Annotated in this window: 11 protein-coding genes; 6 read left to right on the plus strand and 5 right to left on the minus strand. The window is 43.8% G+C overall.

Annotation, left to right across the window (positions count from 1 at the left end):
- The first annotated feature begins 433 nt into the window (after positions 1-433).
- Positions 434-913, plus strand: coding sequence for an RNase H family protein (locus ACTCNA_RS15820; RefSeq protein ID WP_462948905.1), 480 nt, complete (start codon positions 434-436; stop codon positions 911-913).
- A 214-nt stretch (positions 914-1,127) separates the two neighbouring features.
- On the opposite strand, the gene scpA is transcribed toward ACTCNA_RS15820, so the two are convergent.
- Together scpA and ACTCNA_RS15830 are read right to left on the minus strand one after the other, a co-directional pair.
- The gene (gene scpA / locus ACTCNA_RS15825; RefSeq protein ID WP_462948906.1) at positions 1,128-3,272 is read right to left on the minus strand and encodes a methylmalonyl-CoA mutase; all 2,145 of its coding nucleotides are present in this window, start codon (positions 3,270-3,272) and stop codon (positions 1,128-1,130) included.
- Between the two features lie 154 nt (positions 3,273-3,426).
- On the minus strand, positions 3,427-5,292 hold the full coding sequence (locus tag ACTCNA_RS15830; RefSeq protein WP_462948907.1) for a methylmalonyl-CoA mutase family protein: 1,866 nt from the start codon (positions 5,290-5,292) through the stop codon (positions 3,427-3,429).
- 137 nt (positions 5,293-5,429) lie between these two features.
- On the opposite strand from ACTCNA_RS15830, the gene ACTCNA_RS15835 reads away from it, so the two are divergent.
- Positions 5,430-5,879, plus strand: a complete 450-nt coding sequence (locus tag ACTCNA_RS15835; RefSeq protein WP_462948908.1) for a fasciclin domain-containing protein — start codon at positions 5,430-5,432, stop codon at positions 5,877-5,879.
- Positions 5,880-6,283: 404 nt separating this feature from the next.
- On the opposite strand, the gene ACTCNA_RS15840 is transcribed toward ACTCNA_RS15835, so the two are convergent.
- Positions 6,284-6,916 (minus strand): hypothetical protein, encoded by a 633-nt coding sequence (locus ACTCNA_RS15840; protein WP_462948909.1) that lies wholly within the window; start codon positions 6,914-6,916, stop codon positions 6,284-6,286.
- A gap of 486 nt (positions 6,917-7,402) precedes the next feature.
- On the opposite strand from ACTCNA_RS15840, the gene ACTCNA_RS15845 reads away from it, so the two are divergent.
- The gene (locus ACTCNA_RS15845; protein ID WP_462948910.1) at positions 7,403-7,903 is read left to right on the plus strand and encodes a hypothetical protein; all 501 of its coding nucleotides are present in this window, start codon (positions 7,403-7,405) and stop codon (positions 7,901-7,903) included.
- A gap of 314 nt (positions 7,904-8,217) precedes the next feature.
- Positions 8,218-9,213 (plus strand): adenosine kinase, encoded by a 996-nt coding sequence (locus ACTCNA_RS15850; protein ID WP_462948911.1) that lies wholly within the window; start codon positions 8,218-8,220, stop codon positions 9,211-9,213.
- Here ACTCNA_RS15850 and ACTCNA_RS15855 read toward each other — a convergent pair.
- On the minus strand, positions 9,210-9,824 hold the full coding sequence (locus ACTCNA_RS15855) for a deoxynucleoside kinase (protein WP_462948912.1): 615 nt from the start codon (positions 9,822-9,824) through the stop codon (positions 9,210-9,212). The two genes, ACTCNA_RS15850 and ACTCNA_RS15855, sit on opposite strands and share 4 nt — an antisense overlap.
- 41 nt (positions 9,825-9,865) lie before the next feature.
- On the minus strand, positions 9,866-11,380 hold the full coding sequence (locus ACTCNA_RS15860; protein WP_462948913.1) for a GH3 auxin-responsive promoter family protein: 1,515 nt from the start codon (positions 11,378-11,380) through the stop codon (positions 9,866-9,868).
- A gap of 104 nt (positions 11,381-11,484) precedes the next feature.
- Here ACTCNA_RS15860 and ACTCNA_RS15865 point away from each other — a divergent pair, with 104 nt between their 5' ends.
- Together ACTCNA_RS15865 and tyrS are read left to right on the plus strand one after the other, a co-directional pair.
- The gene (locus tag ACTCNA_RS15865; RefSeq protein WP_462948914.1) at positions 11,485-12,036 is read left to right on the plus strand and encodes a CvpA family protein; all 552 of its coding nucleotides are present in this window, start codon (positions 11,485-11,487) and stop codon (positions 12,034-12,036) included.
- Between the two features lie 50 nt (positions 12,037-12,086).
- Positions 12,087-13,051: tyrosine--tRNA ligase (gene tyrS / locus ACTCNA_RS15870; RefSeq protein WP_462948915.1), on the plus strand; the 965-nt coding region annotated here is incomplete at its 3' end.

The raw sequence follows: 13,051 nt of genomic DNA on the forward strand, positions 1-13,051 counted from the left end.
TGCTCCGAAAATCAGGGAAAAACCGGGGAAAAAAAAGAAAGGAGGGAGAAATAAGAAATTAAAAAATTTTTGAGCTGATAACGACACAGTGAGAAGCCTGTATTTTTGCTGTACAGTATTACTATGTCCTTTATAGAAAACCTTCGGCATAATCGAATAATAATTACTTAATCCCTGAATTGCTGCAATCGTACCATCGTGGAATTGAAATATTAGAGTTTACCGTCCGCATAAGTTCCTAAATCTAACTATCAATCGTACCAGTTTAATTTTGCGCCAAAAACTAAACTAAGAAATTTTTTATTCTTAATTTGGTGCAAAAATTAAGACTAAGAAATGAAATCATTTACATCCGGAACAAAAGTCAGCCAGGGGCACTACAAAAGTTTTCAACCCAATCCGATTAACCGGGGCTTGCAGGTGGACTATATGCATGAATGAAATTTTACTTTTTACCGATGGGAGCGTGAACACCAAAACCAAAATTGGAGTTGGTGCATACCTGGCTGTTGATAATCCTGAACTTCCGTCTGGAAAACTTAAAAAAGAGGTAAAAACCAAACAGTTTGAAAACACTTCCTCCACGCGCTTAGAACTTGAAACCTTGTTGTGGGCACTTGGCGAAGTTGCCTCCGCCGAAAATACAATTATCGTTTATTCTGATTCACAAAATGTAACCGGATTACTTCGTCGCCGCGAACGGCTGGAAAAAAACGACTTCCGATCGAAAAACAACCGGCTGATGAACAACCACGATTTATACCGGGAATTTTACAGGGCAATCGATAAACTCGACTGCGAATTCATAAAAGTAACCGGACACCAGCCCTCCCGCAAAAAAGACAAAATTCACCGGATTTTCACTTTGGTTGATCGGGCTTCGAGGGAAGCGTTGCGTAAAAACAGAGGCTAAAAAATCCCTTCCTGACAGCCATTAAAAGGGATGTATTATTTTAGCAAATTTGACTTTTTTAAACAAAAAAGCCGGCTCCTCTGGAACCGGCTTCTGTATTTTATATCGGGTTCGGTGTCCCGAATTTTCGGGATAAATCGCCGAAAATTGACGCAGTTGCAAACCGCGTCTCCCTCAACTCCCTCTCCTTTGGAGAGGGCCGGTGAGAGGCTCCCTATTCTTTATACGCTTCAATCAAAATGCTCAGGACCTTTTTCCCGGCAGCGGCAACGCTGGTTCCGGGTCCGAAGATGGCAACTACGCCTGAGTCGTACAGGAATTTGTAATCCTGCGATGGAATTACTCCCCCGCAAATCACCATGATATCGTCGCGACCGAGTTTTTTCAACTCTTCCACCACGGCGGGAACCAGGTATTTATGCCCGGCTGCCAGTGAAGAAACGCCCAGCACGTGCACGTCGTTTTCAACGGCCTGTTTGGCTGCTTCTTCCGGTGTCTGAAACAGCGGGCCCACATCCACGTCGAACCCGATGTCGGCGTAACCCGTGGCCACTACTTTGGCACCGCGGTCGTGTCCGTCCTGGCCCATTTTGGCTACCATGATACGCGGCTGGCGGCCTTGCATTTCGGCAAACTGTTTGGCCAGCTCCTGCGCTTCCTTAAACTCGTCTTTTTCTTGTGCTTCTGATTTATACACGCCTTCAATTGTTCTGATTACTGCTTTATATCTTCCTGCCACTTTTTCGCAGGCATCTGAAATTTCTCCCAAAGATGCACGTTTTTTGGCTGCCTCAATCGACAATTCCAGTAAATTTCCTTTTCCGGTTTCCGCTGCTTTTGTAATGGCAGTTAGTGCAGCCTGCACTTCGTCTTCGTTGCGTTCGGCACGTAGTTTTTTCAACCGTTCAATCTGCGATTTACGCACTGCTGTGTTATCGATGTCGAGAATATCGATTGGGTCTTCTTTATCGAGCCGGTATTTGTTGATACCCACGATGGTTTGCGAACCACTGTCGATTTTTCCCTGCGCGCGCGCTGCTGCCTCTTCAATACGCATTTTGGGTACGCCGGTTTCGATGGCTTTGGCCATGCCCCCCAGTTTTTCCACTTCCTCGATGCGTTCCCATGCTTTGTGTACCAGGTCGTTGGTCAGCGATTCCACGTAGTAGGAACCTGCCCAGGGATCGAGCGAGCGGGTAATTTCAGTTTCCATTTGCAGGTGCAGCTGTGTGTTGCGTGCGATTCGTGCCGAGAAGTCGGTTGGCAATGCAATGGCTTCATCGAGCGCGTTGGTATGCAGGCTCTGGGTGTGTCCCAGCGCTGCGGCCATGGCTTCGATTGCGGTTCTTCCCACGTTGTTAAACGGATCCTGCTCGGTGAGCGACCAGCCCGAAGTTTGCGAGTGCGTGCGCAACGCCATCGATTTCGGGTTTTTCGGATCGAATTTTTTTACAATTTTCGCCCACAACATTCGCGCTGCGCGCATTTTGGCAATTTCCATGAAGTGGTTCATGCCAATTCCCCAGAAGAATGACAACCGGGGCGCAAAAGCGTCGATATCGAGACCGGCTTTCATTCCGGTTCGAATGTAATCCAGTCCGTCAGCCAGAGTGTAGGCCATTTCAATGTCGGCGGTGGCACCTGCTTCCTGCATGTGGTAGCCCGAAATGGAAATGGAGTTGAACTTCGGCATGTATTTCGAAGTGAACTCGAAAATATCGGCAATAATTTTCATTGAAAAATCAGGTGGGTAAATGTAGGTATTCCGCACCATGAATTCTTTCAGAATGTCATTCTGAATGGTTCCCGAAAGCTGTTCGAGCGTGGCACCCTGCTCGAGTCCGGTTACAATGTAAAATGCCATCACCGGCAATACCGCGCCGTTCATGGTCATTGAAACCGACATCTTGTCGAGCGGAATTTCGTCGAACAGGATTTTCATGTCGAGGATGGAGTCGATGGCCACGCCGGCTTTTCCAACATCACCTTCTACACGCGGGTGGTCGGAGTCGTAGCCGCGGTGAGTGGCCAGGTCGAATGCCACCGACAAACCTTTTTGGCCGGCAGCGAGGTTGCGGCGGTAAAATGCGTTCGATTCCTCGGCAGTTGAAAATCCTGCATACTGACGAATCGTCCACGGCCGCATGGCGTACATCGCCGAATAAGGCCCGCGGAGAAATGGCGGCAGGCCAGCCGCATAATCCAGGTGCTCCAGTCCTTCCAGATCGTCTTTCGTGTAAACCGGTTTTACCGGAATTTGCTCCGGTGTCAGCCAGTTTTGTGCGTTGTTGGCAACACTTCCGGGAGTTTGTTTTGCCCGGATGTTTTTTATGTTGATGTTTTTGAAATTCGGTGTCATATTTTTAAATTTTTAGTATCAAGACAATTAGTATCAAGTATCAAGATAGTGAGTATCAAGACGAAGATTATCAAATAATAAAGTTCGGTTCAAGACACTTTTTCTTAAATCTTGTGTCTATTCATCTTGCAACCTGTGTCTAATTACCTTGTGTCTATTTAATATTCAGTTTTTCCTGATACATTTTCAAATCTTCCAGAATATTACTTTTCACATGGATGAAATTGGTAATTCCTTTTTCTTCCAGTTCCGGTTTGCAGGCCGGGCTTCCGGCAACTACCAAAATTTCATTATCGAGTTGATCAGCAACCTGCGGAACAATTTCAGCATATTCATCGTCGGAGCTGCACGCCACCACTATGTCGGCATTTTTGGCTTTGGCAGCGGCAACGCCGTCTTCCACGGTTTTAAACCCGTTGTTGTCGATAACGTCGAAACCGGCCACGGCAAAAAAGTTGGTGCTGAACTGGGCCCGTGCTTTGCGGAAATTCAGATTTCCCATCGGCAACATAAAGGCCACCGGACGCTTGTTGTTTTTCGCGTGCTGGTCGGTTTTGTAGCGAAGCCTTTCAAACGGCTGAGCACCGCGGTACATTTTCAGTGTTTCCACTTCGGTGCCTTCTTCCGTTAAATCGGTAGGATAGAAAATCGATTCGTCAAATTCTTTTTCCGCTTTCTCCGTGAAATTCGGAAACTGATTTGTTCCCAAAATATTTTCGCGGCGCATGGCAATTTTCTGGTCGCGTTTGGCGGCCATCGCTTTTATTTCCGACTGGATAAATCCTTCGCGGAAAGCTTTCACAAAGCCACCTTTGTCCTGCACTTCGAGGAAAAGTTTCCATGCATGCTCGGCAAGTGAAGCAGTCAGGTTTTCGATGTAATAAGCGCCACCTGCGGGGTCTGCAATCTTGTCGAGGTGCGACTCTTCTTTCAGTAAAATCTGCTGGTTGCGTGCAATGCGCTCGGCCATTTTACTTGTTTCGCCAAAGATGGCATTAAACGGCTGAACCGTAATGGAATCGGCACCACCCAGCACTGCCGACATGGCTTCGGTTTGCGTGCGCAGCATGTTTACATACGGATCGTAAAATGTTTTATTGAACGCGTTGGTTTCGCTGTGGGTAATCATTTTCAGCGACTCCTCGTTTTCCGGGCCGTAAGCTTTAACAATTTGTGCCCAAAGCAGGCGGGCAGCGCGGAGTTTGGCAATTTCCATAAAGTAGTTGTTGCCAATACCGAAGTTGAATTTCATTTTGCCGGCCACCTGGTCGATGGTCAGTCCCGTTTCGGTGAGGCGGGTGAGGTACTCCACTCCCTGCGCCAGCGAGAATGCAACTTCCTGAACCAGTGAAGCTCCGCTGTTGGCAAAGAATTTTCCGTGAACGCCGATGACTTTGAAATAGGGAAGTCCGGCGGTTTTCTCCACGATGTCTTTCAGTTCGTCAAAAGCGGCGTCATCGAGTTTGCCTTTCAAAACAAACGAACCGATTGGATCGATGGGTGATGATCCCAGGATGCTGCTGTTCTCCGTTTTGCTTTCAGAAGCATATTCGACAAATGCCAGCGCCCCGTTGCAGTTTTCGCAGAGGCAAACAAAGTTGGTTTCAATGGCCTCGAGGCAGATGTCTTTCAAAAGAACATCCAGATCGGCGCGGGTAATTTTGTTTTGGCAATCGAAATAAAACCCGAGCGAGGTAACTCCTTTTCCCAGCACTTCAAGCGCCTTTTTGTTGGCTTCCTTGAAATCTTTCACGTAAATGTCCTGGCGGATAAACCAGTCGTTGCCGGCTTTTTTGTTTCCGCGAACAAACGGAAATTCGCCAGGCAGGCTTTGGAGGAAATCGAGTCCTTCCAGGTTTTCTTTTCGGTAGTATGGCTGCACTTCAAATCCTTCGTACGTCCTCCATACCAGTGCTTTGTTGTAGTCTTTTCCCTTTAAATCAGCATTGATTTTTGCCTCCCAGTCGGCGGTTGAAACCGGGGCAAAATCGGTGAAAAGCTTTTTATCTTTTTCTACCATGTTGAAAATTGTTTTATAAGTAATTGGAGGTGCAAAATTAGTTGATTTAAAAGATTGAACATCAGAATTCATCAGTTTTCGGGTAATGTTAAGCCAATGTTTTAAAGTGGTTTAAAAACCTCGAGGCAGAAGCCTGGATGCTCAACGAATCCAATTTTGAATCAGGTGATTCGGAAACCGAAGGCAGCACCGTCGTTGAAATCGCGGTTTCGAACCCAGATTTTTCGATACTGGTGGATGCTGTAAAAAAAGCCGGTTTGGTTGACGCATTGAGCGCCGATGGACCATTTACTGTGTTTGCACCGACCAATGCTGCTTTCGAAAACCTGTTCAGCCAGTTGGGAGTTGACGGCGTGAAAGATTTAAGCGCCGAACAGCTGATGCCGATTCTGACTTACCACGTGGTTTCGGGAAAAGTAATGTCAACCGATTTGTCGAATACCAAAGTAAGTACTTTGAGTGGAGACAATATGTTGAAAGTTAACATCTCAGACGGTGTAATGATTAACGAAAGCAAGGTAGTTGCCGTTGATATTGAAGGAAAAAACGGCGTGGTGCACGTTATCGACAAAGTTTTGATTCCATAAATTGTTAGTCATAGTCTCACTTTGAGTGAGGCTATGACTTGAATTAGAAAATACGCCATGAAAATGCCGGTTCGAAAGGAGCCGGCATTTTTTTACTTACTTAACCAATTGTATATCATCTTGTTTAGCGAAACGTTATGCTTTGAGTAAACTATTTTTCAAAATACAATTCCTTAAAGTAATAGGTTGAGTAAAAGGGAATTACAAATACTTTCCAAGCGTCTTTTTTTGATAGTAATCCTTTTTCAATTAGTCTTTTAGAGTCAGTGAAACGTCGATAGATTATATAAGAAATCAATAAGAATATAAACAGCAGAGTATCATTAAATGCTGACCAAACTAAAAGAGGAAGAGGTAATAATATTGAAAAATAATATATTAATAAATTTTTCATATTGATTATTTTATAAATTAGCACCTACACATGCTGCCGCTATTGCGACAACAGTTTCAGGAATAAAAGCACTTTGTACCCACGTCCAAACTGAAACCCATCCATGGTTTGTATATACATCACCTATACAGTCTGCAACATCTTGACCGGTAGATTTCAATGACGCTTGCTTGTATAGCACCTCAATTCTTTCTGAATTTGAATTCAATTCTAAGGATATTAACAAATTATAGGAATGATCATAATAATTGATAATTCTTATATCATCTTCTAATTTTTTAGTTTCAACAATCGTAGGAGTGCCTAAATCACCATTTTCATCTACTGCATTTGCTAATCCATAATTTGATTCATTACATTCGTCAAATCCTACTTGGTTTGCAACTAAAACCTTTGGAGAGGATTCTGTCAATCCAACTTCATAAATGTTTTGCGTATCGAATTCAGTACCCCCCGCTGATTTAAGCATTGACAACTTTGATTGAAACTGTTTTATTAAAACTGGATCAGTAACTTTCTTAATAAAAATATTCTTTGATTTTATTACCTCTTGATTATTGATAAATTCTTCTTCCTGCTCGCAAGAAAGAAATACAAAAACAAATCCTAGAGCAAGTATTAAAAAACTAATAGATTTTTTCATTTTTGATTAAATTTAAAGTTTGGCAAAAACCTATTACTTTCACAACTGTCAACTTGTAAAACTCGCTCCCGTATGGTAGTTTTGTGTGGGCAGTTGCAAAACTGCCTGCCTCCCCGGACCGGGAACAAAGTAATGAGTGAACCTGCTCCCGGGAAGGCTTACCCAATGAATTTGTTTTTGTCGCTTAACCAGTTTTTCATGATTTAACTTGTATTTGGGCAATGCCCAGATGTCTATAATAATATTCGGTTAAATAAGAAAAGGTAACCCCGAATTTCAATAAAATTTAGGGGGGGTGGGGGTAATTTGAAATTAGTCTGAATAAAATTTGTTTTCCGGAAGCCTCTTGCGGTTAGTCATAGCCTCACTCTGAGTGAGACTATGACTTGGTGAGCAATTCGTTAAAGTTTCTAAAATCGGTTTTCTCCTCTTTTACTTCGCTTTAGATTTTCATAACTTGCATCGCGGATTTTGAAAAATGTGACGATGGATAAACTGCAGTGGACAAAACAGGTTTTTGGCTCGAAACTGGAGATTCGGCGGGGGAGTGAGCTCATCGGGAATATCCGTTGGGAGAACATGTTCAGTTCCAAAGCGCAGGCCATGATAAACGGCCGGCTGTTCGCGCTCAACCGCGAGTTTTTCCTCTCAAAACTGGAAATTTACGATGCCAACGACCAGTCGTTGCTGGGAATGGTGATGGTGAACCTGTTTAACCCGCGCACCGACGTGGTAATTAACGGCAAACGTTTCGAGCTGGAAATCCAGAATTTCTGGCAGTCGCGCTGGTCGTGGAAATTTAATGGTGCCGAAATAATTACCTACACTTCCAATGAATTCCTATCGAAAGACAAAGGTGAAATCGAACTTTACACCACCCTGACCGAAGAGGTGGAAGTGCTTATTTTGCTGGGATTGTTTGTCCGCAACCAGTTTGTGTTGTTTATGTTGCTATTGCTCGGGATCATCGTGTTGGTAATTGCATAAATTAAATATTTGACTCCGCAGGAGTCATATGTTTATAGAAACTGCAACTTACGGGAAAGCACCAACAGGAGTTGGCGCTTGTATTTTTAGTCCGATATTAAATTGAAACTACTCCGGCTTCATTAGGCAAAGTAAGTTCATTAACGGCTGAATAAAAAATAAGTTTTCGTTTATCTTCGCGGTTAATTTTCAGAAACAACAAAATTTATTCATGAAACGAACATGAATTTTCATTCTTCAAATTCACAAACAAGAAGAATTAAAATTCATTGAGAGTTACATCGAATACAAATGAAATAAACAATTTTAATGAGATGAATAATAAAGAGAAAACAACTGCAGTTTTGGGTATTGGAAATGCCCTGGTCGATGTGATTAATGTATTGGAAAACGATGCTGTGCTGACAGAGTTTGGATTGCCCCGGGGCAGCATGACCCTGGTGGATGCCGAATTGTCGCGGGAAATATATGAAACCACACGTTTCAACAAGCGCGAAATTACTACAGGTGGATCGGCAGCCAATTCAATTTATTCACTTGCCTGTCTTGGCGGGCAGTGTGGTTACCTCGGAAAAATCGGCGACGATAAACTGGGAAAAATTTTCAGAGAAGAATTTGAACAAAAAAATATTGGCACGCACCTGCTGAAAAGCGACAAAGATACCGGCCGGGTAATGAGTTTGGTCAGCCCCGATTCGGAACGCACCATGGCCACTTACCTGGGCGCGGCAGCCGATTTGAAACCCGCGGAACTTACCCGCGAAATTTTCAGCAACTATTCCATTTTATATATTGAAGGTTACCTGGTTCAGGATCACGAATTAATTGAAACAGCCATTGATTTGGCACGTGCCGAAGGATTGAAAATTGCGATTGACCTTTCCAGTTTTAACATTGTAGAGGCCAATCTTGGCTTTCTGCAAAAACTAATTGGCGAGAAGGTGGATATTGTTTTTGCCAACGAAGAAGAAGCCCTGGCTTTTACCGGCAAAGAGCCGCAGCAAGCCATTGATGAAATCGCTAAGGTTTGCGAAATTGCCGTGGTTAAAATTGGCAAGGCAGGTTCAATCATTCAACGTGGAAATGAGCAGGTAAACGTGGCAACAATCGAGGCCAACGCAATTGATACTACCGGTGCCGGCGATAATTATGCCGCTGGTTTCTTTTACGGGCTGGCCAACAATTACAGCCTTGAAAAATGCGGACGGATTGCGGCCCTGGTTTCCGGAAAAGTGGTGGAAGTAATTGGTGCCAAACTGCCCGATGATCAGTGGCCCGGTATTTTAAAACAAATCAGCGAAATGGATTAAAACAGCCCGTGAATTTGTGCGTCGATTTTGTCGATGATCGAGCTTAAATCCTCTTTGTTTTCGGTAAAGTCGAGGTTGTCCGCATTTATTACCAGCAGTTGTCCCATTTTGTAGCTGCCAATCCATCCTTCGTAGCGCTCGTTCAGTTGTTTCAGGTAATCGAGGCGGATGGAATTTTCGTACTCACGGCCACGTTTCTGAATCTGGTTCACCAGCGTGGGAATCGAAGATCGGAGGTAGATTAACAAATCGGGCGGCTGGATGAAGCTCACCATTAAATCGAACAGCGCCTTGTAGTTTTTAAAGTCGCGGGTACTCATCAGCCCCATGCTGTGCAGGTTGGGTGCGAATATTTCGGCATCTTCGTAAATGGTACGGTCCTGAATAATTGTTTTCCCCGATTTACGGATGTCCAGAATTTGCTGAAAGCGGGAGTTCAGAAAATATATTTGCAGGTTAAACGACCATCGTTGCATGTCGTTGTAAAAATCGTTCAGGTAAGGGTTTTCGTCCACATCTTCGTAATGAGGTGTCCAGTTGTAGTGTTTTGCCAGCAACTGAGCAAGGGTTGTTTTGCCGGCACCAATATTTCCTGCTACTGCAATATGCATTTTTAATCTGTTTTATGAATTAGAAGGTAAATATAAAAAATTTATTCCTGGAGCATTTCCAAAACTTCATCCAGGTATTTACGATCGTTAGCCAGACGTGGTATTTTATTCTGGCCGCCAACTTTACCGCGTTTTTTCATCCAGTTATAAAACGTTCCTTTTGGAGCCGCAACCAGATGAATCATTTCAAGGGTGATGTCTTTGTAGCGTTTGGCCTCGTAATCGGAGTTGAGCGATTGCAGCGCTTCATCCAGTATTTTGGCAAACTGTTCTTTGTTGGCAGGTTCGTTTTCAAATTCAATAATCCACTGGTGCGCCCCTTTTTGGTTGTCGCCCATAAAAACCGGACCCGCGGTATATTCATTAACAATTGCACCGGTTTCATTGCAGGCTTTTTGAAGTGCTTTTTCGGCATTGTCAATTATCACTTCTTCGCCAAAAGCATTGATGAAATGTTTGGTGCGTCCTGTAATTTTTAATTTGAAAGGATATTTTGAAGTAAACTGAATGGTGTCGCCGATGATGTACCGCCACAAACCTGCATTGGTTGAAATAACCAGCGCATAGTTCTTATTCAGCTCCACCTCCTCGAGCGTTAACACTTTCGGATTATTTTTTCCAAACTCTTCCATGGGTATAAATTCGTAATAAACCCCATAGTCGAGCATCAGCAGCATATCCTTGGTTTCAGGGTTGTTCTGAATGGCAAAAAAACCTTCCGATGCATTGTAAGTTTCCATGTAATTCATTTGATCCGAAGGAATGATTTTCCGGTACTGCTCGTAGTAAGGCTCAAATTTCACCCCCCCGTGGATAAAAACTTCCAGGTTGGGCCACACTTCAAGGATGTTGCTTTTGCCGGTTTTTTCAAGCACTTTTTTCAACAGCACCAGGTACCACGACGGAACACCTGCCAGCGAAGTAACATTCTGGTCGAGCGAATTTTCGATGATGTGGTCAATCTTTTTTTCAAATTCCGGGATTAGCGCAATTTTGGCCGGGGGTATCCGGATGATATCGGTCCAGAAAGGGACATTTTCAATTAAAATGGCCGACAAATCGCCGTAATACGAATTATTGCTGAAGTTGTTGATTTCGTGGCTGCCGCCCAGTGTGAGCGTTTTGCCCCAAAGTACATTTGTTTCGGGATAGTTGTTAATGTAAATGGCAAACACATCTTTTGGCCCGCGCAGGTGGCAGTCTTCGAGCGCCTCTTTTGTTACCGGTATAAACTTGCTTTTGTCGCTGGTAGTTCCCGATGACTTGGCAAACCATTTTACCTCGCCCGGCCAAAGCAGGTTGGTTTCCCCGTCGCGCAACCGATCTACATACGGGCGTATTTCATCGTACGTTTGCAGCGGCACAGCTTCCTGAAAATCATGAACTGAATTTATTTCGTTGTATTTGTGCAGTTTTCCCCACTCGGTATTTTTCGATTTATTCAGCAGGTTCAGCAACGTTTCTTTCTGAATGTCGTTCGGATGCTCGCGAAATAATTCTATCTGGTAATTTCGTTTGTAGTTGATCCAACTTATAACAGTGTTGAGTAGTGGCATTCCTGTCAATTAAAATTTTTATTCAAAGGTAGAAATTTTTATTTGCTGTACTTCAAAAAAATTATTTCTACTTTTACATTTTACCAATAACGTAAAGTAAAACAATGAACTATATTGACATCATCATTGGGCTATTATTGTTGTTTTCAGCCATTTCGGGTTTCCGGAAAGGACTGGTGGCCGAACTGGCTTCGCTTGCTGCATTGATTCTTGGTATTTGGGGCGCCATTGAATTTTCATACATTACCACCGATTTTCTTACCGAAAATTTCAATTTTGAAACGGAGTACCTCAATATCATTTCGTTTATAATCACATTTATAGTAATTGTTATATTGGTACACATTGTGGGCAGCGCAGTAAATAAATTCATTGAAACCGCCATGCTTGGATTTATTAATAAGCTGGCCGGCCTGGCATTTGGAATTTTACGTGCGGCCCTCATATTAAGTATCATTTTAATTGTATTCGAGAAAATTGATGAAGATGTTGAAATTCTTTCACAGGAATCAAAATTGCAGTCGCAGTTATATGAACCAGTTCGAAATTTTGCACCCGCTCTTTTCCCGTTCATAAATATTTGGGACGAATCTGATGAACCCGGCAAGAGAGATGAAAACATATTTGACAGCGTTAAGAAAGCAGTTAACGTTTAATAAAAGCGGACATTTTATATCTTTGCGCAAATTTTGCAAAAAATAGTTGAATGAATTTTGTTAAAGAGCTGGAATGGCGCGGGATGTTGCAAGACATGATGCCCGGAACCGAAGAACAACTTTCCAAAGAAATGACTGCAGCCTACGTGGGAATCGACCCCACTGCCGACTCGCTGCATATAGGACACCTGGTAGGTGTTATGATGCTGAAACATTTCCAGCTGGCGGGGCACAAGCCCATTGCACTGGTTGGCGGGGCAACCGGAATGATTGGCGACCCTTCGGGAAAATCGCAGGAGCGCAACCTTTTGGACGAACCCACACTGCGACACAATCAGCATTGTATTCAAAAACAACTCGAAAAATTCCTCGATTTTAAAAGCGATGCGCCTAATGCCGCAGCTTTGGTGAATAACTACGACTGGATGAAGGAGTTTTCGTTTCTGGAATTCATCCGCGATATTGGCAAGCACATTACCGTGAATTATATGATGGCCAAAGACAGTGTAAAGAAACGGCTGGGCGAGGAGTCGAAATCGGGAATGTCGTTTACTGAATTTACCTATCAGCTGGTTCAGGGATACGATTTTCTGCATTTATACCAAACCCAGGGTTGCAAACTGCAAATGGGCGGTTCCGACCAGTGGGGGAATATTACCACGGGAACAGAGCTGATTCGCCGTAAAACCGGTGGCGAAGCTTTTGCCATGACCTGCCCGCTGATTACCAAAGCCGATGGCACCAAATTTGGCAAAACCGAATCGGGTAACGTGTGGCTCGATCCGGAGCGGACTTCACCCTATAAATTTTACCAGTTTTGGCTCAATACTTCCGATGAGGATGCCGAACGCTACATTAAAATTTTCACGCTTCTATCGCAGAAAGAAATTGAAAAACTGGCCGCTGAACACCGCGCAGAACCACATCGCCGGCTGCTCCAGAAGAAACTGGCCGAGGAAATTACAATCATGGTGCATTCGAAAGAGGATTACGAAATGGCCGTGGAAGCCTCGCA

This window comes from Tangfeifania sp. (assembly GCF_055108615.1).

Coding starts and splice junctions, on each gene's coding strand:
- ACTCNA_RS15855 (WP_462948912.1), bottom strand. CDS start 9,824: ATGCATATTGCAGTAGCAGGAAATATTGGTGCCGGCAAAACAACCCTT.
- scpA (WP_462948906.1), bottom strand. CDS start 3,272: ATGACACCGAATTTCAAAAACATCAACATAAAAAACATCCGGGCAAAA.
- ACTCNA_RS15840 (WP_462948909.1), bottom strand. CDS start 6,916: ATGAAAAAATCTATTAGTTTTTTAATACTTGCTCTAGGATTTGTTTTT.
- ACTCNA_RS15845 (WP_462948910.1), top strand. CDS start 7,403: ATGGATAAACTGCAGTGGACAAAACAGGTTTTTGGCTCGAAACTGGAG.
- ACTCNA_RS15865 (WP_462948914.1), top strand. CDS start 11,485: ATGAACTATATTGACATCATCATTGGGCTATTATTGTTGTTTTCAGCC.
- ACTCNA_RS15830 (WP_462948907.1), bottom strand. CDS start 5,292: ATGGTAGAAAAAGATAAAAAGCTTTTCACCGATTTTGCCCCGGTTTCA.
- ACTCNA_RS15850 (WP_462948911.1), top strand. CDS start 8,218: ATGAATAATAAAGAGAAAACAACTGCAGTTTTGGGTATTGGAAATGCC.
- ACTCNA_RS15820 (WP_462948905.1), top strand. CDS start 434: ATGAATGAAATTTTACTTTTTACCGATGGGAGCGTGAACACCAAAACC.
- ACTCNA_RS15835 (WP_462948908.1), top strand. CDS start 5,430: ATGCTCAACGAATCCAATTTTGAATCAGGTGATTCGGAAACCGAAGGC.
- ACTCNA_RS15860 (WP_462948913.1), bottom strand. CDS start 11,380: ATGCCACTACTCAACACTGTTATAAGTTGGATCAACTACAAACGAAAT.